Annotated in this window: 21 protein-coding genes; 13 read left to right on the top strand and 8 right to left on the bottom strand. The window is 69.9% G+C overall.

What is annotated here, in order from left to right; all coding sequences use genetic code 11:
- Positions 1-29 precede the first annotated feature (29 nt).
- A complete protein-coding gene (locus Q8N10_RS00345) occupies positions 30-926 on the top strand; it encodes a DUF3426 domain-containing protein (RefSeq protein ID WP_304776869.1) in 897 nt (298 codons plus the stop codon).
- Complete coding sequence (locus tag Q8N10_RS00340) at positions 919-1440, top strand: phosphoribosyltransferase (protein ID WP_304776868.1); 522 nt, start codon at positions 919-921, stop codon at positions 1438-1440. Before Q8N10_RS00345 ends, Q8N10_RS00340 begins: the two co-directional genes overlap by 8 nt.
- Before the next feature lies 1 nt (position 1441).
- Here Q8N10_RS00340 and Q8N10_RS00335 read toward each other — a convergent pair whose 3' ends face one another.
- The 4 genes from Q8N10_RS00335 to argH form a co-directional block, all read right to left on the bottom strand.
- Positions 1442-1654, bottom strand: coding sequence for a hypothetical protein (locus Q8N10_RS00335; RefSeq protein WP_304776865.1), 213 nt, complete (start codon positions 1652-1654; stop codon positions 1442-1444).
- 62 nt (positions 1655-1716) lie between these two features.
- Complete coding sequence (gene lysA, locus Q8N10_RS00330; RefSeq protein WP_304776862.1) at positions 1717-2991, bottom strand: diaminopimelate decarboxylase; 1275 nt, start codon at positions 2989-2991, stop codon at positions 1717-1719.
- Positions 2988-3272 carry a hypothetical protein gene (locus Q8N10_RS00325; RefSeq protein WP_304776859.1) on the bottom strand — a complete coding sequence of 95 codons (285 nt, stop codon included), beginning with the start codon at positions 3270-3272 and terminating at the stop codon, positions 2988-2990. Before Q8N10_RS00325 ends, lysA begins: the two co-directional genes overlap by 4 nt.
- On the bottom strand, positions 3269-4687 hold the full coding sequence (argH, locus tag Q8N10_RS00320; protein WP_304776857.1) for an argininosuccinate lyase: 1419 nt from the start codon (positions 4685-4687) through the stop codon (positions 3269-3271). The genes Q8N10_RS00325 and argH overlap by 4 nt, the downstream gene beginning before the upstream one ends.
- Between argH and Q8N10_RS00315 the strand changes: the two genes are divergently transcribed.
- The gene (locus tag Q8N10_RS00315) at positions 4686-5309 is read left to right on the top strand and encodes a TlpA disulfide reductase family protein (RefSeq protein ID WP_304776855.1); all 624 of its coding nucleotides are present in this window, start codon (positions 4686-4688) and stop codon (positions 5307-5309) included. The two genes, argH and Q8N10_RS00315, sit on opposite strands and share 2 nt — an antisense overlap.
- Positions 5310-5349: 40 nt before the next feature.
- On the opposite strand, the gene Q8N10_RS00310 is transcribed toward Q8N10_RS00315, so the two are convergent.
- Positions 5350-5772 carry a helix-turn-helix domain-containing protein gene (locus Q8N10_RS00310; protein ID WP_304776852.1) on the bottom strand — a complete coding sequence of 141 codons (423 nt, stop codon included), beginning with the start codon at positions 5770-5772 and terminating at the stop codon, positions 5350-5352.
- A gap of 581 nt (positions 5773-6353) precedes the next feature.
- Here Q8N10_RS00310 and Q8N10_RS00305 point away from each other — a divergent pair.
- A complete protein-coding gene (locus Q8N10_RS00305; RefSeq protein ID WP_304776849.1) occupies positions 6354-7256 on the top strand; it encodes an ROK family protein in 903 nt (300 codons plus the stop codon).
- 32 nt (positions 7257-7288) lie between these two features.
- Here Q8N10_RS00305 and Q8N10_RS00300 read toward each other — a convergent pair whose 3' ends face one another.
- Positions 7289-7807, bottom strand: a complete 519-nt coding sequence (locus Q8N10_RS00300) for a glycine cleavage system protein R (RefSeq protein WP_304776846.1) — start codon at positions 7805-7807, stop codon at positions 7289-7291.
- A 93-nt stretch (positions 7808-7900) separates the two neighbouring features.
- Here Q8N10_RS00300 and Q8N10_RS00295 point away from each other — a divergent pair, with 93 nt between their 5' ends.
- The 3 genes from Q8N10_RS00295 (at position 7901) to Q8N10_RS00285 (ending at position 10196) form a co-directional block, all read left to right on the top strand.
- Positions 7901-8464 (top strand): molybdenum cofactor guanylyltransferase, encoded by a 564-nt coding sequence (locus Q8N10_RS00295; RefSeq protein ID WP_304776844.1) that lies wholly within the window; start codon positions 7901-7903, stop codon positions 8462-8464.
- Between the two features lie 101 nt (positions 8465-8565).
- Positions 8566-9144 (top strand): ANTAR domain-containing response regulator, encoded by a 579-nt coding sequence (locus Q8N10_RS00290; protein ID WP_304776841.1) that lies wholly within the window; start codon positions 8566-8568, stop codon positions 9142-9144.
- Positions 9141-10196 carry a CmpA/NrtA family ABC transporter substrate-binding protein gene (locus Q8N10_RS00285; protein WP_304776838.1) on the top strand — a complete coding sequence of 352 codons (1056 nt, stop codon included), beginning with the start codon at positions 9141-9143 and terminating at the stop codon, positions 10194-10196. Before Q8N10_RS00290 ends, Q8N10_RS00285 begins: the two co-directional genes overlap by 4 nt.
- Positions 10197-10200: 4 nt before the next feature.
- Here the strand turns inward: Q8N10_RS00285 and Q8N10_RS00280 are convergent, their stop codons facing one another.
- Complete coding sequence (locus Q8N10_RS00280) at positions 10201-10422, bottom strand: hypothetical protein (protein ID WP_304776836.1); 222 nt, start codon at positions 10420-10422, stop codon at positions 10201-10203.
- Between Q8N10_RS00280 and Q8N10_RS00275 the strand changes: the two genes are divergently transcribed.
- The 6 genes from Q8N10_RS00275 to Q8N10_RS00250 all read left to right on the top strand — a co-directional run bounded on the left by Q8N10_RS00275 (position 10421) and on the right by Q8N10_RS00250 (position 18739).
- Positions 10421-11644 (top strand): NarK/NasA family nitrate transporter, encoded by a 1224-nt coding sequence (locus tag Q8N10_RS00275; protein ID WP_304776834.1) that lies wholly within the window; start codon positions 10421-10423, stop codon positions 11642-11644. The two genes, Q8N10_RS00280 and Q8N10_RS00275, sit on opposite strands and share 2 nt — an antisense overlap.
- A gap of 8 nt (positions 11645-11652) precedes the next feature.
- Positions 11653-14115, top strand: a complete 2463-nt coding sequence (gene nirB, locus Q8N10_RS00270) for a nitrite reductase large subunit NirB (protein ID WP_304776901.1) — start codon at positions 11653-11655, stop codon at positions 14113-14115.
- Positions 14112-14459 (top strand): nitrite reductase (NAD(P)H) small subunit, encoded by a 348-nt coding sequence (locus tag Q8N10_RS00265; RefSeq protein ID WP_304776831.1) that lies wholly within the window; start codon positions 14112-14114, stop codon positions 14457-14459. Before nirB ends, Q8N10_RS00265 begins: the two co-directional genes overlap by 4 nt.
- Before the next feature lie 3 nt (positions 14460-14462).
- The gene (locus Q8N10_RS00260; protein WP_304776830.1) at positions 14463-17141 is read left to right on the top strand and encodes a nitrate reductase; all 2679 of its coding nucleotides are present in this window, start codon (positions 14463-14465) and stop codon (positions 17139-17141) included.
- Positions 17131-17904 carry a uroporphyrinogen-III C-methyltransferase gene (gene cobA, locus Q8N10_RS00255; RefSeq protein WP_304776827.1) on the top strand — a complete coding sequence of 258 codons (774 nt, stop codon included), beginning with the start codon at positions 17131-17133 and terminating at the stop codon, positions 17902-17904. The genes Q8N10_RS00260 and cobA overlap by 11 nt, the downstream gene beginning before the upstream one ends.
- 112 nt (positions 17905-18016) lie before the next feature.
- A complete protein-coding gene (locus Q8N10_RS00250; protein WP_304776825.1) occupies positions 18017-18739 on the top strand; it encodes a FadR/GntR family transcriptional regulator in 723 nt (240 codons plus the stop codon).
- Positions 18740-18768: 29 nt separating this feature from the next.
- Here Q8N10_RS00250 and Q8N10_RS00245 read toward each other — a convergent pair whose 3' ends face one another.
- On the bottom strand, positions 18769-24519 hold the full coding sequence (locus Q8N10_RS00245) for an ice nucleation protein (protein ID WP_304776823.1): 5751 nt from the start codon (positions 24517-24519) through the stop codon (positions 18769-18771).
- Positions 24520-24713 lie beyond the last annotated feature (194 nt).

The raw sequence follows: 24713 nt of genomic DNA, 5'->3' as shown, positions 1-24713 counted from the left end.
GCCCCGGTTACGAGACCCGTTCCGCCGTCATGATCCTGACCTGTCCAGAGTGCGCCACCAGCTATTTCGTGGACGATCGCAAGATCGCCCCGGAGGGCCGCGCGGTGAAGTGCGCCTCCTGTGGCCACCGCTGGACGGCCCACCGCGAGGCGACCCTGGAACTGGACGTCTCGGCTGAGGAGGGCGCGGTCGCCCGCGATCCCTTCGAACCTCAGGCCGAGGAACCCGCCGCGCTGAGTGACCTGCCCGGCGCCGAACTGCCCAAGGTGATCCGCGCCAAGGTGGAGAACACGCGCAAGGTGCGCGAGGCCGCCACCCACGGCATCGTCTGGGCTGGTATGGCCGCAACGCTCGCCATCATCGTCGGCCTGGCCGTCGTGTTCCGGGTCGATGTGGTCAAGATCATGCCGGGCTCGGCCAAGGCCTATGCCCTCGCAGGGCTGCCGGTGAACACCCTTGGCCTGGTGATCGAGGGCTCGCGGGCCGAACCGGCCCTGCAGGACGGACACGCGGCCCTGTCCATCTCAGGCATGATCCGCAATGTCGAAGACCACGCCATCGTCACCCCGCCCCTGAAGATCGAGCTGCTCAACAAGGCCGGCAAGACCATCGTCACCAAGATCGCCCGGCCCGCCGACCCGGTAGTGCCCCCCGGCGAAACCCGCCACTTCGCCCTGGCGATCCTCGACCCGCCGACCTCGGCCCACGACCTGCAGATCTCCTTCGCGCCCGACACCGCCAAGTCCAAGGGCAAGAAGACCAAGGCCAAGGTCCCTGTGCCTGCTCACCCGGCGCCGGAACACGCCCTGCGCGGTGCGGCGGAGGCCGAGGCGCCCCATGCGCCTGCGGCGTCTCACGGCCCCGCGCCGGTGGAGGCCAAGCCCCTGTCGTCCGACAGCCCCTACGCCCTGGAGCCCCATGGCTGATCCGGTCGTCCTGCTGTCGGAGGAAGAGGTCGCCCGCCGGGTCGCCGCCCTGGCCGCGCAGATCGCGCCGGCGATCGACGACGACACCGTGGCCGTGTGCCTGTTGACCGGAGGCCTGTGGTTCGCCTCGGACCTGACGCGGGCCCTGTCGCGCCTTGGCCGGCATGTCCGCTTCGACGCCCTGTGGCTGGCCTCCTACGGCGACGAGCGCGCCAGCCTGGGCCGGTGCGAGGTGCGCGCCGACCTGCAGCGGCCGTTGTCGGGCCGCACCGCCCTGATCATCGACGACGTCATCGACACCGGCCTGTCGCTGTCTGAAGCCAGCCGCCTGGTTCGCGACGCCGGCGCGGCGCGCGCCTTCACCGCCGTCTTCGCCTCCAAGCCCTGGCCGACGCCCAGGGCCATCGTGCCGGACTTCGTGGCCTGGGAAGCGCCCGCCCGCTACCTGGTGGGCTATGGCATGGACGCCGCCGGCGCTCTTCGCGGGCTGCCCTATATCGGGGCGCTGGACTGACCTAGGGCCGATGGGGCGTGGCGCGCAGCTTCGGCGCAAGCTTCCAGGCGATCGGCGGGGTCAGGACGATCGACAGCACCACAACGATGGGCAGGAGCAGATTGGCCTTCGCCGACAGGGCCGGGATCATCAAGACCGGAATGGCGCCGATGCCGAACAGAACGCCGGCGACCATCAGGCTAAGAACGGCGGCGATATAGAGACGCGTACTCATAGGGGGACCTCCTAGGTCACCCAAGGGAACAAGGGCCGAGGCCTTGGGGTTCCGGGCGCCCGTCAGGCCTCCAGCCAGTCGGGCATGGCGTCGCGGGCCAGCATGTCCTCATAGGTAGGACGTGGGCGGATGACGGCGAACCTGTCGCCGTTCACCAGCACCTCGGGAACCAGCAGGCGGCTGTTGTATTCGCTCGACATCACCGCCCCGTAGGCGCCCGCGCTCATGAAGGCCACCAGATCGCCGGCCGCTAGGCGGGGCAGGTCGCGGTCGCGGGTGAAGGTGTCGCCGGTCTCGCAGATCGGACCCACCACATCATAGGTGACGGGATCTCCGGCGCGGGGCTTCACCGGCCGGATGTCGTGATAGGCGTCGTACATGGCCGGCCGGATCAGGTCGTTCATGGCCGCGTCCAGCACCGCGAACTTCCGCCCCTCGGGCCGCTCGTGGATATGCTGCACCCTCGACAGCAGGATCCCGGCGTTGGCGCAGATCATGCGGCCGGGCTCGAAGGCGAACTGGACGTCCAGACCCCTCATGGTCCGGGCGATCATGGCCGCATAGTCGGCCGGGCTCGCCGGCGTCGGCATGTTGAAATAGGGCACGCCGAGCCCGCCGCCGAGGTCCAGGCGCTCGACCGCCAGCCCCTCGCCGCGCAGCCGCTCCACGAGGCCGCGCATCTTGACGAAGGCTTCCTCCAGCGGCGCCAGATGGGTGATCTGGCTGCCGATGTGGCAGGTGACGCCCACCGGCTTCAGGCCCGCGTTGTTGGAGGCCTGGGCGTAGAGGCGCTCGGCCTCGGAGAAGGAGACGCCGAACTTGTTGTCGGACTTTCCGGTGGAGATCTTGGCGTGTCCGCCGGCCGAGACGTCCGGGTTCACGCGGATGGCGATCGTGGCGCGGGTTCCCAGCGACTGGGCGACCCTGGACGCCATGTGCATCTCGGGCTCGGACTCGACATTGATCTCGCCGACCCCGCGCTTGAGGGCGAAGGCGATCTCGCCCTCGGTCTTGCCGACCCCGGAGAAGACGATGCGTTCACCCGGGATGCCGGCCGCCAGCGCCCGGCGAATCTCGCCTTCGGAAACCGTGTCCGCGCCCGCGCCCAGATTGCCCAGGGTGCGCAGCACGGCCACATTTGAGTTGGACTTCACGGCGAAGGCGATCAGCGGGTCGCCCAGGCCCTCGTTCACCAGGGCGTCGCGCAACACCGTATAGTGCCGCTCCAGGGTGGCGGTGGAATAGACATAGACTGGCGTGCCGACAGCTTGCGCGATCGTGGTCAGCCCAACGTCCTCGCAGGCGAGCTCGCCTCCCGACAGCTCGAAGTGGTTCATCGCGGGCGGGCGTAGGGGTCGGGGATGGCGCCCTGCGGCCCGCTGGCCATGGGGTCGTTGGTGCTCTCAATCGGCTCGGTGCGCTGGGGCGCCGGATCGGAGTTGCGGTCGCGGGGATCGACGGTGCGGATCGAGCGCATCGGCGCGGACCCAGCGTCGGAGCCGGAGCGGGCTTGGCCGATGGGGCCGGGGCGTTCCAGCTCACCCATCTTGCCGCAGCCCGACAGAGCGGTGGCGGAGAGCGCGAGCGCGCCGATCAGCACGAGGGGGCGAAGGGTCATTTCAGCATATCCTTCCAACGCGCGACTTGGGCGCGAACCTGGTCCGGCGCGGCGCCGCCGTAGCTTTTGCGGCTCCCGGCGGAAGCCCGTGGGGTGAGAACGTCGTAGACCTCGGCGGTGATCCCCTGCGACAGGGCCTGAAGCTCCTTGAGCGGCAGGTCGGAGAGATCACAGCCAAGCTGCTCGGCCCGTTTCACCGCCGCGCCCGTCACATGGTGAGCGTCGCGGAAGGGCATGTCGAGGGTGCGCACCAGCCAGTCGGCGAGGTCGGTTGCGGTGGAGAACCCCGCGCCGGCGGCCGCCGCCATCCTGGCCGAGACCGGCTCCATATCCTCCACCATCCCGGCCATGGCGGCCAGGGACAGCTCCAGGGCGTCGAAGGCGTCGAAGGTGGGGACCTTGTCCTCCTGCATGTCCTTGGAATAGGCCAGCGGCAGGCCCTTCATCACCACGGCGAGCTGGGTGAACGAGCCCATCAGCCGGCCGGTCTTGGCGCGCACCAGCTCGGCGGCGTCCGGGTTCTTCTTCTGCGGCATGATCGAGGAGCCGGTGGTGAAGGCGTCTGTCAGCTTGATGAAGCCGAATTGCGGCGTCATCCAGATGACGATCTCCTCGGCCAGACGTGACAGGTGGATGGCCGCCAGCGTGCCCGCGGCCAAGGCCTCCAGGGCGAAGTCGCGGTCCGAAACGCTGTCCAGCGAATTGGCGGTGGGGCGGTCGAAGCCGAGCGCCTGGGCCGTGGCGTCACGGTCGATGGGGAAGGGCGAGCCAGCCAGGGCGGCCGCGCCCAGGGGGCACTCGTTCATCCGGCGGCGCGCATCGGCGAAGCGCCCGGCGTCGCGGCCGAACATCTCCACATAGGCCATCAGGTGGTGGCCGAAGGTGACGGGCTGAGCCGGCTGCAGGTGGGTGAAGCCCGGCATCAGGGTCTCAGCGTGGGCCTCGGCCTTGAGGACAAGGGCCTCCTGGAGAGCGCGCAGCTGGGCGATGGTGCGGTCGCAGGCGTCCCGGACCCATAGGCGGAAATCGACCGCCACCTGGTCGTTGCGCGAGCGGGCGGTGTGCAGGCGGCCGGCCACCGGCCCGATCAGCTCCCGCAGTCGGGCCTCCACGTTCATGTGGATGTCCTCGAACTCGTCGCGATAGGGGAAGGTCCCGGCGGCCATCTCGGCCTCGATGGCCTGCAGTCCACCCTGGATCGCCTGCTCGTCGGCGCTTGTAATGACGCCTTGCTTGCGCAACATCGCCGCGTGCGCGCGGGACCCCGCCAGGTCCTGCGGCGCCAGGCGCTTGTCGAACCCGATGGAGACGTTGATCGCCTGCATCAGTTCGGCGGGTTTCGCGCTGAACCTCCCGCCCCACATGGCCTGGCCAGATGCGGGCGCGTCAGAACCGTGAGTGGAGTCGTCGGACATGAGCCAAGCACCCGAGGAGACGTCGAAGCCCAAATCGGGCCTCCTGAAAGGCGCGCTCTGGGGCGTCGCCCTGCTGGGCGTCGCGGCGGTTGTCTACATCATGGCGCAGGCATCCATAAACCCCCGCCAGACAACCAGCCTGAAGAGTCTCGCCAAGGGCGAGATGGCCAAGCTCATCTTCCCAGCAGAGGCCGGCCCCGCGCCGGCCACCAGCTTCCAGGACGCCGACGGCAAGCCGGTGCGGCTGGCCGACTTCAAGGGCAAGGTCGTGGTGGTCAATCTGTGGGCCACCTGGTGTGGTCCCTGCGTGATCGAGATGCCCACCCTGGCCAAGCTGGCGGCGGCCTATGAGGGTCAGCCGGTGGCCGTGGTGGCCGTCAGCGTCGATGGGGAGCGGGACGCCGAGAAGGCGCGCCTGTTCATCGCCAAGCACGCGCCCCTGGTCTTCTACCGGGATCCCAAGCTGAAGCTCCCCTACGACTTCAAGCCAGCGGCCGTCGGCATGCCCACCACGGTGATCTTCGGCAAGGATGGGGTGGAGCGCGCCCGCCTCGCCGGGGGCGCCGACTGGGCAGGCCCCGAGGCGAGAGCCGTCATCGACAAGGTTCTGGCCGAGAGCTGATCGGGCTCGCCAGCCACAATCAGTCAGTCGGACAGGGTCCCTACGCCATTTCCTTCTGCTTGCTGCGCAGGCTGCCGTCCGGGCCAGTAAGGGCGCGCATGAAGCTGACGAGGGAGGCGCGTGCGTCCTGCGGCAGTTTCTCGAATGCGGCCAGAAGTTCCAGGGCGCCTGGCGTGCGCATGCGCGACAGCAGGTCCAGGTCTCCCACGGCGTCGTGCCCGGGGGTGTCTAGGACGTCCATCAGGTCCACGACGCGGCATCGCAGCGCGCGGGCTATCTGCACCAGGCGCGAGAAGGAAATGCGGTTCGCGCCGTTCTCATATTTTTGAATTTGCTGGAAGCTGACGCCGCACTGTTCGGCCAGGGCCTCCTGCGACATGCCGATCGTTCGCCTGCGGATACGAACCGCAGCACCCAGGGCGACGTCCATCGGGTCCGGGGTCTTGTTGGATAGCTCCGGCACAGTCCTGTTCTCCTCAACCACGGCGCGCGCTCGGTGGGGCCGCCGGCGCGCGTTCAAGATTCGCCGAGTAAAGGCGAATATTACACCTTTGCAAAGCGGCATGAGAGCCGCGACCGACAATCCCGCTGATCATGTTCGATGCTGTCGGGATCCAGGCTCGCAACAGAAGGGATTCTATTTGAAATTCAGTCGCGATAGCGCTGGATTCAAGCGTGGGAGACCGGTCGCGCGGACCTCCAAGCTAGGCCCGTCAGCCCAGCCGCGTCGGCTTCGGCGGAGACCTGTACTCAGTTTGGGTAGAAATCGCTCAGCGAACTTGAGTTGTGAAACCCATCAAGACGAAGGGTTCAACCGGCGCGGGTTCTCAAAACCTATCACGGGGAGCGTGAGCCTGTGTCGCGGGCGGCGAGGGTCGGCCGAATACCGCCGCGCGACTTCCACATCTCGCATCTGCGCCCGCGACCGTGGCGAGCGCCCGGTTTGGTGGAAAGATCATTGCGCCGTGGGCCGCGGGCGACCAAGTTTTGACCTTGAGTATCGCGGGCAGAGGTCATTGCCACGTGACCGTCACGGAGGCCCGCATGACCCGCCCCCTGATCGCCGCCATTGAGACGGGCGGCACGAAGATTCTCTGCCGGGTGGCGACGGCGGACGCAGATCGGCAAGCCGCCCTTGATGTCCCGACCCATCGGTTCGCGACGACCACCCCGCAACAGGCGGTGATCGACCTGGTGGGCGCAATCCAGGCCGACCTGAGGCCGGGCGACACGCTCGCCGCCATTGGCCTGGCCAGCTTCGGACCCCTGATTGTCGATCCCGCCTCGCCGGACCGCGGTCTGATGCTGCCGACCCCCAAGCCGCACTGGAGCGGCTTCAACCTCGCCGCCGCCCTGGCGCAGCGCCTCGGCGCGCCGGTGGTGGTGGAGACCGATGTGGCCGCCGCGGCGATCGCCGAGCAGGCCATCGGCGCGGCGAGGGGCCTGGACGCCGTGGCCTATGTCACCGTGGGCTCCGGTATCGGCGGGGCGCTATGCTTGGAAGGGCGGACCCTGAAAGGCGCCCTGCATCCGGAAATCGGACACCTGCGACTGCACCGCCGTCTGGACGACACCACCCCCAGCGCCTGTCCTTTCCACACCGACTGCGCCGAAGGGCTGACGGCGGGGCCGGCGCTGGGACGGCGGCTGGCGGCCGGCGAGACCCTGGCCGAACGCCCCGACCTCAAGGCGCTGGCCGCCGACTATCTCGCCCAGCTCTGCGCCAGTCTGGCCCTCGCCTGGTCGCCGCGCTGCATCGTGCTGGGGGGCGGGGTGATGTCGACGCCGGGCTTGGTGGACGCGGTGGCCGCCGCGTTGAAGACCGCGATGGGCGACTATGGCGCGCCCATGATCGCAGGGCCCGACTACCTGCGGACCCCGGCCCTCGACCATTCCGGCCTGGAAGGCGCCCTGCTCGTGGCTCGACGTCAGGCCTCGAGCCGGTAGACGCGCCGGGGGCAGATCCAACGCAATCAGGTTTAGCGCGCTGTGGCGGGGGCGAGGCTGATATCGACCATGATCTCGGCCGAGATGGCCTCCAGGGCGGCCTGGACATCCTGCGCGGTCAGGGTCGGCGGCAGGCGCAGGCGGGCGTCGAGATGGAACAGGGCGCCGCCCGAATGGGGCTCGGCGCTGATGCGGGTCTCGAAGGTCTCGATATTGACCTCCAGCCGGCTGAGGATCGCCGTCACCTGGTGCACGATGCCCAGCCGGTCCTGGCCGACCAGGGCGAAGAGCACCTCCTCCCCGCCGGCGATCGGGGCCTCGAGAGCAGGCGCGATGCGGACCTCCAGCCCATGGGCGTCCACAGCCTGCACGGCCGCGCGCAGGGCTTCGAGGTCGTCGGCCTCCACCAGCACGGAGCCGACATAAAGTCCGCCGAGGCGGCTGAGATGGCTTTCCAGCCAGTTTCCGCCGGCCGAGAGCACGGCGGCCGCCAGGGCCTGGGTCAGACCGGGGCGGTCGCTGCCGATTACGCTGAGGACTAGGTTCGCCATGGCCAACTCTCTCGGGCGGGCGCCGTTCGCAGTCAATCGCGATTTGAGGCTCCGGCGTTGACCTCGGGGCGCGGCCGCTCCATCGGTCCGCCCATGAGCACCCCCCCAACCCTCGGCGCGATCATCCTGACTGGCGGGGCGTCCCGTCGGATGGGGACGGACAAGGCCGCGCAGCTGTGGGATGGCCGCCGCGCCGTCGACCGGGTGGCCGAGCTGGCGCGCTCGGTGGGGGCCACGGTGGTGGTGTCGGCGGGCGATGGCGAGTTCGGCCTGCCCCGGGCGCCTGATCCCACGCCGCTGAGCGGGCCGGTGGCCGGGGTGCTGGCGGGCGTGGCTCTGTTGGGCGACCAGGTGGGGCGGGTGCTGGTGTTGGCGGTCGATGCGCCGACGATCCGCCCGGAGGACCTTGCGCCCCTCCTGGCGGCCGAGGCGCCGGGCGCGGCGTTCGAGGCGCAGCCTCTGCCCATGGTGCTCGATCTGGCGGCGGTTCCTGGGGACGCCCAGGCCGACTGGCCGCTGCGGCGGTTCGTGGAGCGGGCGGGGTTGATCCAGGTGGCGCTGGACCCCGAGCTGCTTCCTCGGCTGCGAGGCGCCAATACCCCGCAAGAGCGTGATCGCCTGACGGGCGAGCCCGATCGGCCCAAGGCGCCCAAATGACTTGCGATGTTTGCCCTGAAAACAGGCGTCTCGGCTGCGCCTTGGGCGATTGGCGCGACACGGGTGGCGTCTTGGCCGGGCTTCGCGGTTAGCAGAGCCCCATGCGCGTTCTTGTCATAGATCCCGACCCCGCCCGGGCGGCGCTGGTGGCCGAGGGGCTGGATGGCGTCGACCCGCTGGAGGTGCGCCAGAGCGCCCAGTTCGACGCCGCCGAGGCGGCGAGCTTCTCACCTGACATCATCGTGGTGGCCTGCGACAGCGCCGACCGCGACACGCTCGAGAGCCTGCGCGAAGCCGGTGAGACCAATCCGCGCCCGGTGGTGATGTTCGCCGACCGCTCCGAGCCCGGCCTCGCCGAGCAGGCGATCCGGGCCGGGGTGGCGGCCTATATCGTCGATGGCCTGGCGCCGGCGCGGGTGCGGCCGATCCTGGAAGTGGCCATGACCCGGTTCTCGCTGATGCAGCAGCTGCGCGGGGACCTGGCCAAGGCCAAGGCCAACCTGGAGTCCCGCAAGGTGGTGGACCGCGCCAAGGGTCTCTTGATGAAGGAGCGCGGCCTGGACGAGGACGCCGCCTACAAGCTGCTGCGCAAACTGGCCATGGACACCGGCCGGCCGCTCGGTGCGGTGGCCACCGATCTGCTGGCCTTCGCGGGCGTGCTGAAGGGGGACGCATCGTGAGCAGCCTGACCCTGGGGTTCATTCCCCTGACCGACTGCGCGCCTCTCGTGGCGGCGGAGGCCAAGGGCTTCTTCGCCGGCGAGGGCCTGGATGTGACCCTGAGCCGGGAGGCCTCCTGGGCGACCATCCGCGACAAGGTCACGGTGGGCGCCCTCGACGCCGCCCATATGCTGGCCCCCATGGCCCTGGCGGCCACGGCCGGCGCCGGGGGTCCCGTGGCGCCGATGATCGCCCCCCTGGCCCTGGCGGTGAACGGCGCAGGCGTGACCCTGTCCAACCGACTGAGCCTGGCCCTCCCGGCCGGGGCCGAGAGCCTGCAGGAGATCGCCGCCGGACTGGCGGCCTTCATCGGCCAACGCCGCGCGGCCGGCGAGCCGCCGCTGACCTTCGCGGTGGTCTTCACCTATTCGATGCACAACTACGCGCTGCGCTACTGGCTGGCGGAGGCGGGGGTCGACCTCGACCGCGACGTGCGGCTGGTGGTGACGCCGCCGCCACGCATGGTGGAGCAGCTGCGCACCGGCCAGGTGGACGGGGTGTGCGTCGGCGCGCCGTGGAACACGGTGGCGACCCGGGGCGGCCTGGGCCGTGTCGCCCTGCGCACCTCCCAGTTCTGGCCAGGGGGCCCCGACAAGGTGCTCGGGGCGCGGGCGGAGTTCGCCGACGACGATCGTCTTGCGCCCCTGCTGCGGGCCCTGGTCCGGGCCCAGGCCTGGTGCGATGTCGCGGACAACAGGGACGAGTTGGCGGCGCTGCTGGCCCAGCCTGAATATGTCGGTGCGGCGGCCGAGGCGATTCGTCCGGCGCTCGGCGAGGAGTTGATCTTCCACCGCGAGGGGGCCTGTGTTCCGCGCCTGGAGCATGCCCAGTGGTTCCTCACCCAGATGCGGCGTTGGAAACAGGTCGACGGGGACCTGGACGCCCAAGCCCTGATCGCCTCGGTCTACCGTCCCGCCCTCGCGCTGGAGGCCTTGGGGACCACCGGCCTCGGCGCGCCGGTCCTTGTGAATCCGGCCCCGCTGTTTGACGGCACGACCTTCGACGCCGGCTAGTCGCCTAGTTTTTAACCAGCGTTGATTTTGCGGCGCCTGCGAAATAGGCGCTGCCGCCCAACCGCCCTGGGATCGCGCCGCCGCGGCTGACAGCGGTCATGTTGCGGTGCGTCATGAGGACAGGCCCACGGACAACGACGTTCGCGGCTGATCGAGACGACCGCTCGGATGCGGTCACCCCAACGGCGATGCCGCCGCTCTCGTTCATCCGAGGTTTCAGTTCCATGTTGAGCCGCTCCTTCCTCAAGTCGGGCCACACGCCCACCCTGTTCGCCGCCTTCCTCTATTTCGACTTCAGCTTCATGGTCTGGGTCCTGCTGGGCCCGCTGGGCGTGGCCATCGCCAAGGACTTCAATCTCGATCCCGCCCAGAAGGGCCTGATGGTGGCGATTCCGGTGCTGGCGGGCGCGCTGCTGCGGCTGGTGGCGGGCGTCATGGTCGACCGCATCGGCCCCAAGCGCACCGGCCTGATCGGCCAGAGCATCGTGATCACCGGCCTGGGCGCCGCCTGGCTGCTGGGGGTGCACAACTATCAGCAGGTGCTGGTTCTGGGCGTCCTGCTGGGCGTCGCCGGCGCCTCCTTCGCCGTGGCCCTGCCGCTGGCCAGCCGGTGGTATCCGCAGGAACACCAGGGCCTGGCGCTCGGCATCGCCGGCGCCGGCAACTCGGGCACCGCCCTGGCGGCCCTGTTCGCGCCGATGCTGGCCAAGACCTTCGGCTGGAGCAATGTCATCGGCCTGGCGATCATACCGCTGGCCGTCGCCTTCGTGGTCTATCTGCTGATGGCCAAGGACGCGCCCGAGCAGCCCGAACCCAAGAAGTTCTCGGAGTATCTCGACGTCCTGAAGGTGGCCGACGCCTGGTGGCTGATGCTGCTCTACAGCGTCACCTTCGGCGGCTTCGTGGGCCTCTCCTCCTCGCTCACCATCTACTTCAACTCCGAATATGGCATCGATCCGGTGAAGGCCGGCTTCTTCACCGCCGCCTGCGTCTTCGCGGGCTCCTTCATCCGGCCGGTGGGCGGGGCGTTGGCCGACCGGTTCGGCGGGGTTCGGACCCTGATCGTGGTGCTGGGCTTCGCGGCCTTTGGCCTGGCCACCGCCAGCTTCCAGATGCCCAATGTCTGGTTGGCCTTCGCGGTCCTGATGCTCTGCATGTCGGCTCTGGGCGCCGGCAACGGGGCGGTGTTCCAGCTGGCCCCCCAGCGGTTCCGCAAAGAGATCGGGGTGATGACCGGCCTGATCGGCATGACCGGCGGGATCGGCGGCTTCTATCTGGCCTCCACCCTTGGCCTCGCCAAGAAGATGGCCGGGACCTACCAGTTCGGCTTCCTCGGCTTCGCGGCTCTGGCGGTCTTCGCCCTGGTGGCGCTGGCCGGCCTGAAGAACCACTGGCGCGCGGTCTGGCCGACCCTGGCGCCCGCCGACTCCACTCCGGTCCGGGTCTGAGGGTGATGATCATGCAAGCCAAGCAGAAGCTCGTCGTCATCGGCAACGGTATGGCGGGGTGCCGGGTGGTGGAGGACATCCTCAAGCGCGATGCTGATCGCTACGAGATCACCATCTTCGGCGCCGAGCCGCGGGTGAACTACAACCGCATCATGCTCTCGCCGGTGCTGGCGGGGGAGAAGGCCTTCGACGACATCGTCATCAATGACGAGGCTTGGTACCGCGACAACGCCATCACCCTGCACGCCGGCCGCGCGGTCACCGGCATCGACCGGGTGACCAAGACAGTGACGGCGCAGGGCGGTCTTTCGGTACCCTACGACCGGTTGATCCTGGCCAGCGGCTCGGACCCCGTCCGCCTGCCGCTCCCGGGCGCTGACCTGAAGGGCGTCGTCACCTTCCGCGACCTGGATGACGTGGAGCAGATGGTCGCCGCCGCCGACGCTGGTGGCGCGGCCGTGGTGATCGGCGGGGGCCTGCTGGGCCTGGAGGCCGCCTATGGCCTGGCCAAGCGCGGCATGAAGGCCACCGTCGTCCACCTGATGGACGTGCTGATGGAGCGTCAGCTCGACAGCGCCGCGGGCTTCCTGCTCACCGAGGCCCTGGCTCTGCGCGGCGTGGAGACGGTGCTCTCGGCCCAGTCCGAAGCCATCCTGGGCGAAGACGGCAAGGTAAGCGGCCTGAAGCTGTCGGACGACCGGGTGCTGCCCTGCAGCGTTCTGGTCATGGCCGTGGGCATCCGGCCCAATACGGCGCTCGCCAAGGCCGCCGGCATTGGTGTGGCGCGCGGCGTCGTGGTCGATGACCAGATGCGCACCGACGATCCGGACATCTATGCGGTGGGGGAATGCGCCGAACACCGGGGCGTGGCCTACGGCCTGGTGGCCCCCATCTGGGACATGTGCAAGACCCTGGCGGCGGCGCTCACCGGCGACGAAGGCAGCGCCTATGGCGGCTCCATGCTCTCGACCCGGCTGAAGGTGTCAGGCGTGGACGTCTTCTCCGCCGGGGCGTTCGCGGGCGGGGAGGGTTGCGAGGACATCGTGTTCCGTGACGCGGGTCGTGGCGTCTACAAGCGCGTCGTTCTCGAAAACGGCAAGGTGGCCGGCGCGGTGCTGTTCGGCGACGCCGCCGACGGCGGCTGGTACTTCGACCTCATGCGCCAGGGCGCCGATGTCAGCGGCATCCGCGAGACCCTGATCTTCGGCCAGGCCATCACGGAGGGTCTGTCGGGCCTGGACCCTAGTGCGGCCGTTGCGGCCATGTCCGACGACCAGGAGGTCTGCGGCTGCAACGGCGTGTGCAAGGGGCAGATCACCGGAGCCATCACCGCCCAGGGGCTCACCACCCTGGACGCCGTGCGCGGGCTCACCAAGGCCTCGGCCTCGTGCGGGTCGTGCACCCCGCTGGTGGAAAAGCTGCTAAAGCTGACCCTCGGCGATGGCTTCCAGGTCCAGACCGGCCCAGCCCCGATGTGCAAGTGCACCAGCCACACCCACGACGTGGTCCGCCGGGCTATCGTCGATGGCCGGCTGAAGTCCATGCCCGCCATCCACCAGGCCCTGGAATGGACGACCCCGGACGGCTGCGCCTCCTGCCGGCCCGCGCTCAACTACTACCTGATCTGCGCCTGGCCGGGAGACTACCAGGACGACAAGCAGTCGCGCTTCATCAACGAGCGCGTCCACGCCAACATCCAGAAGGACGGGACCTATTCCGTTGTGCCGCGCATGTGGGGCGGGATGACCACGCCCGACGAACTACGCGCCATCGCCGACGTGGCCGACAAGTTCGCCATCCCGGCGGTCAAGGTCACGGGCGGCCAGCGGATCGACCTGCTCGGGGTCAAGAAGGACGACCTGCCGGCGGTTTGGGCCGACCTCAATGCGGCGGGCATGGTCTCGGGACACGCCTACGCCAAGGGGCTGCGCACGGTGAAGACCTGCGTCGGCTCCGACTGGTGCCGCTTCGGGACCCAGGACTCCACCGGTCTCGGCATGCGGCTGGAGAAGTTCATGTGGGGGTCCTGGACCCCCGCCAAGGTCAAGCTCGCAGTGTCGGGCTGTCCTCGCAACTGCGCCGAGGCCACCTGCAAGGACGTCGGCGTGATCTGCGTCGATAGCGGCTACGAGATCCATGTGGGCGGCGCCGCGGGCCTGCATATCCGCGGAACCGAGATCCTCACCAAGGTCGCCACCGAGGAGGAGGCGATGTGGACCATCTGCGCCGTGGTGCAGCTCTACCGCGAGGAGGGCTGGTACCTGGAGCGGATCTACAAGTGGATGGACCGGGTCGGCCTCGACAGCATCAAGGCGGCGATCGCCGACCCTGACAACCGCCGGGCGCTCTACGACCGCTTCTCCTATTCGCAGCGCTTCTCCCGCATCGATCCCTGGGCGGAGCGAGTGGCGGGCCGTCACACCGAAGAGTTCAACCCGCTTAGCCGCCGCCTGGAGTTCGAACCTGCATGAACGCGCTCGTGAAGGAGCCCGCCATCCTCTGGACCGACGTGGGCGCCGTGACCGACGTCCCGCGCCGGGGCGCCCGTCGGGTCCCCAGCCCTCGGGGTGACATCGCCATCTTCCGCACCGGCGACGGCGCGGTCTTCGCCCTGATGGACAGGTGCCCGCACAAGGGCGGCCCCCTCAGCCAGGGGATCGTGCACGGCCAGTCGGTGACCTGCCCCCTGCACGGCCGGGTCATCGACCTGGCCACCGGCGAAGGGACCGGCGCCGACAAGGGTCACGGCTGCGCGCCGGTGGTTCCCCTGGAGGTGGTGGACGGCCGCCTGATGCTGGGCGTGGTCGGAGGCTAGGGCGTGGCCGACGGTTCCCTCGTCCCCGCCGTCAAGACCACCTGCCCCTATTGTGGTGTGGGCTGCGGCGTCTCGGGCGTGGTGGCCCAGGCGCGCAGCCTGGCGGTGAGCGGCGACGTCGCCCACCCGGCCAATGAAGGTAGGCTCTGTTCGAAGGGTTCGACGCTGGGGGCCACGGTGGGTCTGGAGGGCCGCCTGCTCAGCCCCATGATCGGCGAACGCGAGGTGGGTTGGAGCGAGGCCACCGGCCTGGTGGCCCGCAGATTCAGCCAGACCATCGCTCGCTATGGCCCGGACTCGGTGGCCTTCTACGTCTCGGGCCAGCTGCTGACCGAGGACTACTACGTCGCCAACAAGCTGATGAAGGGCTTCATCGGCTCGGGGAATATCGACACCAATTCGCGGCTTTGCATGGCCTCTGCGGTGGCGGCCCACAAGCAGGCCTTCGGCGCCGACCTGGCGCCCGGCTGCTACGAGGACCTCGACCTCGCAGACCTGGTGGTGTTCAGCGGCCACAATGCGGCCTGGACTCATCCGGTGCTGTTCCGGCGCATGGAGGCCCAACGCGCCCGGGGCCAGAAGCACGTGGTCATCGACCCGCGCCGCACCGACACCGCCGAGGTGGCCGACCTGCACTTGGCCCTCGCGCCGCAGATGGACGTGCGCCTGTGGAACGGCCTGCTGGCTGACCTCATCGGTCGCGGAGCCATCGACCGCAGCTTCATCGCTGAACACGTCAACGGCTTCGCCAGCGTGGAAGCCGAACTCGCCCAGGCCGACCAGTCGCCTGCCGCCGTGGCCGCCGACTGCGGGCTCGACCTGGCCGACCTTCAGACCTTCTTCCAGATGTTCGCCGACACGCCCAAGACGGTCAGCCTGTTCTCCATGGGCGCCAACCAGTCGGCCCAGGGCGTGGCCAAGGGGCTGGCGATCCTCAATGCGCACCTGGCGACCGGGCGGATCGGCAAGCCCGGCGCCTGCCCCTTCTCCATCACCGGCCAGCCCAACGCCATGGGCGGTCGCGAGACGGGCGGCATGGCCAACACCCTGGCCGGCCACATGGACTTCGCCCCGGACGACGTGGCCCGCGTGGCCCGCTTCTGGGGCGCGCCGAAGACCTCCCCCAAGCCCGGCCTCAAGGCGGTCGACATGTTCGAGGCCGTCCATGACGGGCGCATCAAGGCCATCTGGGTGATGGCCACCAATCCGGCCGTCAGCATGCCTGACGCAGGACGGGTGCGCGAGGCGCTGGCCAAGTGCCCCTTCGTCGTCGTCTCCGACTGCATGGCCGACACCGACACCATGGCCTTCGCTCACGTGAAGCTGCCGGCCCTGGCCTGGGGCGAGAAGGACGGCACGGTCACCAATTCCGAACGCCGAATCTCGCGCCAGCGGGCCCTGTTTCCCGCTCCCGGCCAGGCCAAGGCCGACTGGCGGATCATCGCCGAGGTGGCCGACGCCATGGGCTTTGGCGACGCCTTTTCCTGGGCGAGACCGGCCAGCGTCTTCCGCGAATGGACCCGGCTGACCGCCTTCGAGAACCTTTCCCGCACCCTGAACCTCTCGGGTCTCGTGGGCCTGTCCCAGGCGGACTATGACGAGTTGGCCCCCGTGCAGTGGCCGGTGGGCGCTGACCGCCTGGGCACGCCGCGGCTGTTCACCGATGGGCGTTTTCAGACGCCCGATGGCCGGGCCAACATGATGGCGGTGGCGTCCAAAGGGCCCGCCACCGCCTGTGATCCGGCCTTCCCCCTGTCGCTCAATACCGGCCGTATCCGTGACCAGTGGCACACCATGACCCGCACCGGCCTCGCCGCCGACCTGTGGCGCCATGCGCCGGAGCCCTTCGTGGAAATCCACCCCGAGGACGCCGCCGCCGTGGGGGTGACCGAGGGTGTCCTGACCCGCGTCCAGACGGTGCGCGGCGAGGCGGTGGCCATCGCCCGGATGACCGATCGTCAGCGGCGAGGCGGGATCTTCATGCCCATCCACTGGACCAAGGCCTACGCCCCGTCCGGCCGGTCCAACACGCTGATCGCGCCCAGTGTCGACGCCACCTCCGGCCAGCCCGAGTTCAAGCACACGCCGGCCCGGGTGCGGGCCTATCGCGAGACCTGGAAGGGCTTCCTGATCGACCGCAAGGGGTTCGCCTCGCCGCAGGGCGCGGACCTGATCTGGCGGCGCATCCCGCAGACCGCCTGCACGCTGCACGAGTTCGCCGGGCGCGGGGACGAGGACGAGCGCGAGGCCCTGCGTCGCTGGATCGGTGAGCCGGTGGGCGAGCTGCTGAGCTACGGCGACCCGGGCACAGGCGCGCGGCGAGACGCCTGGATCTCCGGCGATCGGCTGGAGCGGGTGTTGTTCATGGCCACCGGCGGCGCCCTGCCGCCCCGCGAATGGCTGGCGGATCTGTTCGAGCAGGAGGCGCTGCCGGCCGCCGCGCGGGCCACCCTGCTGTTCGGACGCCCGCCCGGCCCGGTGATCGACAAGGGCCCCACCGTCTGCGCCTGCCTGAAGGTGGGAACCCGCACCATTGACGACGCCGTCCGAGGCGGCGCCGCCACCGTCGAGGCCATCGGCGCGACGACGGGAGCCGGGACCAACTGCGGCTCCTGCCGCCCCGAGATCGCCCGACGTATCGCCGCCCTCAACATCCTCAAGGAGACCCAGGATGCCGCATGATCTCGGTCAGGTGCAGCTGGTGGGCGCGGGTCCCGGACCCGCCGACCTGATGACGGTGCGCGCCCTGCGGGCGGTCCAGGGCGCCCAGGCCCTGCTCTATGACGCCCTGGTCGGCGCCGATATCCTCGACCTGGCGCCGGCCAACTGTATCCGCATCCAGACCGGCAAGCGGGCGGGACGGACCAGCATGGCGCAGGACACGATCAACCGCCTGATGCTGCGCCTGACGCGGCGCGGCCTGAAGGTTGTTCGGCTGAAGGGGGGCGATCCCTCGATCTTCGGCCGGGTGGGGGAGGAGAGCGCGTTCCTGAAGTCCCACGGCGTGGCCGTGGAGATCGTGCCGGGCGTCACCACCGCCTGCGCGGGCGCCGCACAGTTCGACTTCCCCCTGACCCACCGCGGCCTGGCGCGCCGCGTGGTGTTCGCCACCGCCACCCTGACGGCGGGCAGGCTGGTGGCCGACTGGGACGGCGCGGGCGATCCGGAGACCACCCTGGCCATCTATATGGGCGGGGCCGCCGCTGAGCAGATCCGCGCCCGGCTGATCGCGGCGGGCCGCGCGTCCACCACGCCGGTGGCGGTGATGGAGAATGTCGGGAGCCCCGATGCGCGGTTCAGCAGCGGGTCGCTTGAGTGCCTGCCGGCCCTGGCCGCGGCCACCGGCGCGGGACCGGTGATGATCGTGGTGGGCGATGTCACCGCCCTGGCGCCCGGCGCCTTCCTGCAGGCGCAGCAAGAAAACGTCCAAGCCCTGCGCGCTTGACCGTCAGGGCAAAGCTGGAACATGCTTTCAGGACCGCACCCAAGCTGCGGGCCTGGAGGTGTCTCATTTCGCACGCTGACCTGGTCGCGCGCGACGCGCCGGCGATCCGCCGATGAGGACCACCCACGGCCGTAGCTTCACCCACGACATCGTCCAGCGCCTGGGCCAGGAGATCGTCTGCGGCGTCTATGGCGCGCAGAACCCGTTCCCCATCGAGGCCGAGCTGTGCAAGCGCCTGGGGGTGAGCCGTAGCGTGCTGCGCGAGGCGGTCAAGATGCTGACCACCAAGGGCCTGCTCAACGCCCGTCCGCGCCAGGGCACCTGGGTGGAGCCGGAGACCAACTGGAACCTGCTGGATCCCGACGTGCTGCGCTGGTTCCTGCAGCGCAAGTTCTCGCCGACCCTGCTGCTGGAGTTCACCCAGGTTCGCCTCGCCATCGAGCCCATGGCCGCTTCCATGGCCGCGCGCCTGGCCAGCGACGAGGCCAAGGCCGCGATCATCGCGGGGCTGGATCGCATGAAGGCCGCCGAGCGGGGCGAGGATGATCCGCTGGAGTCCGACATCGCCTTCCACGTCGCTATCCTGCGGGCCAGCGGCAACCGCTTCCTGGCCCAGATGCGCGACCTGATCGACGTCGCCCTGCGCACCTCCATCCGCCTGACCAACCGGCGCAAGGGCGTCCGTCTGGCGAGCATCGCCGACCACCAGAAGGTCTCCGACGCCATCCTGGCCGGCGACGCCGAGGGCGCCAGCCGGGCGATGCGCGAGCTGATGCTGGAGGCCCTGGTGCTGATCGAGCAGGACGCCGCAGCGGGGGTGGCCGCGGGCGCCTAGAGCGCGACCTCAGGCCTCAGCGGCCTGGATCAGGACGAACCGGCCTGCATGGCGGCCAACTGCTCGGGCGTGATGCTGGCCATCTGGGTCGGGGTGAAGGCGTCGATCTGGGTGCCGTTCAGGGCCATCAGTTCGCGGGGCGTCAGGGCGCTGATGCTGGTGATCGAGAGGCTAGCCACCTGGGTGACGGTCAGGCCCACCAGCTGCCGGTCCGTGAAGGACGACATCATCGTCGCGTTCAGGCTGTTGAGCTGGGTAGGTGTCAGCGATCCCACCTGGGTCGAGGTCAGGGCCTCGAACTGGGTGGGTTCGAAGCTGTTGAGGTCGGTGGACTCCAGGTTGGCGATCTGGGTCCCGCTGAAGGAGGCCACCTGGGTCTCGGTCAGCGCATCGAACTGGCTCTCACTCAAGGCCCGCAGCTGCATTCGCACCAGGCCGCTGAGCTGGGTGACCGTCATGGCCGCCAGTCCGGCGGCGGTGAGATAGCCGATTTCCGTGGTGGTGAGCGCCCCGATCTGCTCGGTGGTCAGGCCGCCGAGCTGGGTCAGGGTCATCTGGGTGATCTGTTCCTCGGTCAGGCCGGTGATCCCGGCGGCCGACAGGGCCTGGATCTGGGTCGGGGTCAGCGCGGCGAACCCGGTGGAGGTCAGGGCCGCGATCTGGGTGGGCGTCAGGCTGCGCACGTCCGAGGCGTCCAACAGGCCGACCTGGGTGGTCCCCAGCCCCGCCACCTGGGTGGTGGAGAGCGCGCGGACCTGTTCCGGCGTCAGGGCCGCGAACTGGGTCGAGGTCAGGCCGGTGATGTCCTCGGTCGACAGGCCGGAGATGGCGCCGGCCGAAAGGGCGGCGACCTCGGTGGCGGTGAAGGCGGCGATCTGGGTCGCCGACAGGGCCGGGATCTGATCGGCGGTCAGGCCCGACACGCCGCTCGCCGACAGGGCCGCGATATGGGTGGTGGTCATCGCCGCGATCTGGGTGGGAGTCAGGCTGGCGACGTGGGTGGCGGTCAGGCCACTGATCTCGGTGGCCGTCAGGTCGGCGAGCTGGGTCTGGCTCAGCGTCGCGAACTGGGTCGAGGTCAGGGCGCCGATCTGGGTGGCGGTGAAGCTGGTGAGCTGGGTCCTCGTCAGGCCCGCGATCTCGGTCGAGGTCAGGCCGGTGATGCCCGTCGTCGACATGGCGGCCAGCTGGGTGGGGCTGAGGGCGGCGAACTGGGTCGGGGTCAGGGCCGCGATGTGGGTCGGGGTCAAGCCGCCGACCTCAGCCGGCGTCAGGGCCGCCACCTGGGCCGCGGTCAGCGACGCCACCTGAGTGGGGGTGAAGGCTCCCACCTGGGTGGGGGTCAGGCTGCCGAACTGGGTGAGGCTGAGGCCCGCGATCTCGGTGGGGGTGAGGCCGACGATGCTGGTGGTGGAGATGGCGGCGATCTGACCCGGGGTCATCGCAGCCAACTGTTCCTTCGAGAGTCCGGCGATCTGGGTGGCCGTCAGCCCCGAGACCGCTGTGGCGGTCAAGGCGGCGATCTCGGTGGGGGTGAAGGCCGCCATCTGGGTGGCGTTCAGGGCGGCCACCTGGGTGTCGGCCAGCCCGGCGACCCCTGAGACCGACAGGGCCGCGATCTGGGCGGCCGTCATGGCCTGCACATCCGCGGCGGTCAGGGCGGCGACCTGGGTGGCGGCCAGGGCCGAGACCTGGGTGGTGGTGAAGGCTGCGACACTCTCCGGCGCCAGGCCCGAGATGGCTGTGGTGGACAGTCCGGCGATCTGCTTGGCGCTCAGGCCGCGAAGCTGTGTGGCGTCGAACCCGTCGACCTGATCGTCCGACAGGGCGCCCATCTGGGTGGCGCTGAGCGCGGCGACCTGGGTCGTGGTGAGCGCGCCGATATCTGCGGCGCTCAGGCCCGTGACCGCGCTGGCGCTGAGCGCGGCGATCTGCGTCGCCGCCAGCCCGGCGATCTGCCCGTCAGTCATGGCCGCCACCTGGGTCGAGGTCAGGCCGCCGACGCTGGCCGCCTTCAGGGCGTCAATCTGGGTGTCGGTCAGGGCCGCGACCTGCGTCGGGGTCAGGCCGCCCACCGCCGTAGCGCTGAGCGCCGCGATCTGCGAGGGCGTCAGGGCGGCGATCTGCTCATTGGAGAGGGCGCCGAGGTTGGTGGCGTTGAGGCCCGCCACCTGCCTGGTGGTCAGGTTGTCCAGCTGCGAGGCCGAGAAGCCCTGCAGCTGCTCGGCCGAGAGCGCCGCCAGCTGCGTGGCCGACAGGGCGGCGATCTGGCTGTCCGTCAGGGCTCCGATCTCGGCGGCGGTCAGGCCGGCCATCGCCGTGGTGGTCAGGGCGCCGATCTGGCTGGCTTCCAGGCTGGCAATCTGCGCCTCGCTCATGGCGGCGACCTGGGCGTCAGTGAAGCCGGCGATCCCGGTGGTCTTGAAGGCGTCCAGCTGGGTGGTGGTCAGGGCCTCGACCTGCTCGACGCTCAACCCGCCGATGGCGGCCGAGGTCAGGGAACCGATCTGGCTAGCCGAGAGGGCGGCGAACTGGGAGACGCTGAGGGCGCCCAGGGAGGTGGCGGTGAGGCCCTTGAGCTGGAGGGCGGTGAAGCCCGCGATCTGGGTGGTGGTCAGGGCCTGGATCTGATCGCCGGACAAGGCTTGAATCTGGGCGGCCACCATCGCCCCGATCTGGGTGGGGGCCAGGCCCGCGATGTCCCCGGGGGTGAGGCCGGCGAGGGCCGTCGTGCTCAGGGCCGCCACCTGGGTGGTGTGCAGGGCCGCGATCTGGTCGGTGGTGAGGGCTCCGGCCTGTTCCTGGGTGAACGCCCTGACCTGGGCGACGCTCAAGGTCTGGATCTGGGTGGTCGATAGCGCCCCGAGCTGCTCCGAAGAGAAGGCCGCCAGTGTGGTGGCCGCCAAGCCCTTGATCTGGGTGGCGGTCAGCGCCGCGACGTCGGTGGTGGACAGGGCCGCCATGGCCGTGGCCGAAAGGCCGGTGAGCTGCGCCGCCGTGAGGCCGGCCAGCTGCTCGGACGTCATGTCGTCGATCTCGTCGCCGGTGAAGCCCCTGATCTGGTTGGCGGTCAGGGCCGCCATCTGAGTGGCCGAGAAGGTGGCGAACTGACTGGCGGTGAGGGCCGCCAGGGCCTCGCTGGTCAGGCCTCGCATCTGGGTGGCGCCCAGGGCGCCGAGCTGGGTGGTCGACAGGACCGCGACCTGCTCCTCCGACAGCGCCCCCACCTGAGCCGTGGACAGGCCCGCCAGGTGGCTGGTGCTCAGGCCCGCCACCTCGTCGAGGGTCAAGCCGCCGATGACGTTGGCCGACAGGGCCGCCACCTGGGTCTCCGACAGGGCGGCGAACTGGGCAGTGGTCAGGGACGCCGCCTCGGTGGTGGTGAACCCCTTGAGCTGGGCGGTGGTGAGGGCCTGAAGCTGGGTGCTCGACAGCGCGCCGATCTGCTCAGGCGTCAACGAGCCGAGGCTGGTGGCGGTGAGGCCGCGGATTTGGGTGGTGGTTAGCGCCGCGATCTGCTGCTGGGTGAAGGCCGCCACCTGGGTTCCCGACAGGGACGCCAGTTCCGGGGCCGTCAGGGCGGTGAGCTGGGTGTCGGCCAGGCCAGCGATCTGGGTGTCGCCCAGGGCCTGGAGCTGCGAGACCGACAGCCTGGTGATCTGAGTGATGGTGAGCGCTCCCAGCTGTTCGGTGCGCAGCTGGGCCATATTGGTGGCGGTGAGGCCCGTGAAAGCGCCCGGTGTCATGGCGGCGAGCTGGGTGGAGGCCAGGGCCTCGACCTGGGCGGAGGTGAAGGCGGCGATCTGAGTGGCCGCCATGCCACCCACCTGGGTGGTGCTCAGACCGGCCACCTGGGCGGAGGTCAGGGCCTGGACTTGGCCCGCGCCAAGCGCCGCGATCTGGGTGGTGGAGAAGGCCGCCATCTGCTCGGCGGTCAGGGTGCTCAGGTCGGCGGCCGCGATACCCTTCATCTGCAGTGCGCTCAGCATGGCGAGCTGGGTCACCTGTAGGCCGGCCGCCTGGGTGGGGGAGAGGCTGCCGATCTGGCCAGCGCTAAGGGCTCGCACCTGGGTGGTCGTCAGGGCGCCTATATCTGTCTCGGTCAGGCTGGTGATCGCCGTGACCGAAAGGTTGGCCACCTGGACGCTGCTCAGCGCCGCCAACTGGTCTGAGGTCAGGGCGCCGGCCCCGGTGGCCGTCAGGCCCCGCACTTGGGTGGCGGTGAGCGCCCCGACCTGGCTCACCGACATGGCCTGGACCTGGGCTTCGGACAGGGCGCCGACGGCGGCGGCTGACAGGCCCCGGACCTGGGTGGTGGTCAGGGCCGCGATCTGGGTTTCGCTGAACGCCGCCACCTGGGTGGGGGTGAGCCCCGCCATCCCGCCGGCGGTCAGCGCGGCCAGTTGGGTGTCGGCCAGGGCGGGAATCTGGGTCGCCGTCAGCCCGCGCACCTGCATGGCCGATAGCTTGCTGATCTGGCCCGAGCTCAGGGCGCCCAACTGCTCGGTGCTCAGGCCAGCCATATTGGCCGCCGTGAGGCCGGAGAGGCCGGCGACCGTCAGATCGGGAATCTGGGTGACCGTGAAAGCGCCGATCTGGGTCGGTGTCATCGCCGTCATCTGGGCGGCGGTGAGCCCCTTGATCTGGGTCGTGGTGAGCGAAGCGAGCTGCTCGGGGCTCAGCGCCTGAATCTGGGTGGCGTTGAAAGCTCCCGTCTGGAGGGTGCTCAGGGCGCCGAGCTGGGCGGCGTCCAGGGAGGCGGTGTCGGCTGCGTCGAAGCCTCGCAGCTGGGTCACCGAAAGCGCCGCCATCTGGCCGGCGGACAGGCCATCGATCTGATCGGCGGAGAGCGCGCCCACGGCCACCGGAGAGAGGCCCTTGATCTGGGTGGTGGCGAGCGCCGCGACTTGGGCCTGGGTGAAGGCCGCAGCCTGGCTGGCTGTGAAGGCCGCCATCCCGGCGGTGGTGACGGCGGAGAGCTGGGCGTCGGCCAAGCCTGCCACTTGGCTCGCGGTCAGGCCGCGGACCTGCGGGGTCGACAGACGCCCCATCTGGGTGGGCGTCAGGGCGCCAAGCTGTTCGCTGCTGAAGCTGGCGATATCGGCGCCGGTGAAGCCCAGGAAGCCGCCGGCGGATATGGCGGGAATCTGTTCGGGCGTCAGGGCGCTGACCTGGGTGGCGGTCATCGCCTCCAGTCCGGCTGCGGTCAGGCCCTTGACCTGGGTGGTGCTGAGCGCCGCGACCTGTGTGGTGCTGAGGGCCTTGATCTGGGTCGGGGTAAGGGCGCCCACCTGGCCCGCGCTCAAGGCGGCGAACTGCTGATCGTCGAGACCCGCGACCTCGGTGGCCGTGAAGCCCCGGATCTGGGTGGCGCTCATCGCCGCGATCTGGGTGGCGGAGAAGGCGTCGACCTGGTCCGCGGTCGCCGCTGAGAGTTCGCGAGCGGTAAGGCCCCGGATCTGGGTCGTGGTGAAGGCCGCGATGTCCTCGGCTTCAAAGCCCTGGAACTGGGTCCCGTTGAACGCCGCCAGCTGGGCGGCGCTGAAGACGATCTGACTGGTGGACAGCGCCCGGATCTGGGTGGCCGCCAGCGCGGTCACCTGCTTGGTGGACAGGGCCTGAAGCTGTTCGCCCGACAGGGCCTCCATACCCGTCGCCGTCAGGGCGCCGATCTGGCTGAAGCTCAGCGCCGCCATGTCGGCGCGGGTCAGGGCCTCCAGTTCCTGCCGCGACAGGCCGGCGATCTGGGCCGGGGTGTAGGAGGAGACAATGGAGGTCATGCTGCGGGTCCCGCCCCGGCGGACAAGACGCGGCGAGGGGCGCCATGGCGCGCCGTGCGGTCCTTCTGTCTGCCGTGTCCCTGCATGCGAGCCCTTACGCGGGCGTCGCGACCGCGCCCGTTAACCGTGGTTGCAAGGGCTGTGCCTGTCCGACCGCCATGAGAGAAATCGTTCAAAAACAATCGAATACGTGG

Source organism: Phenylobacterium sp., from assembly GCF_030693625.1.
GTDB lineage: Bacteria > Pseudomonadota > Alphaproteobacteria > Caulobacterales > Caulobacteraceae > Phenylobacterium > Phenylobacterium ferrooxidans.
This window is presented reverse-complemented; position numbering and strand designations above follow the sequence as displayed.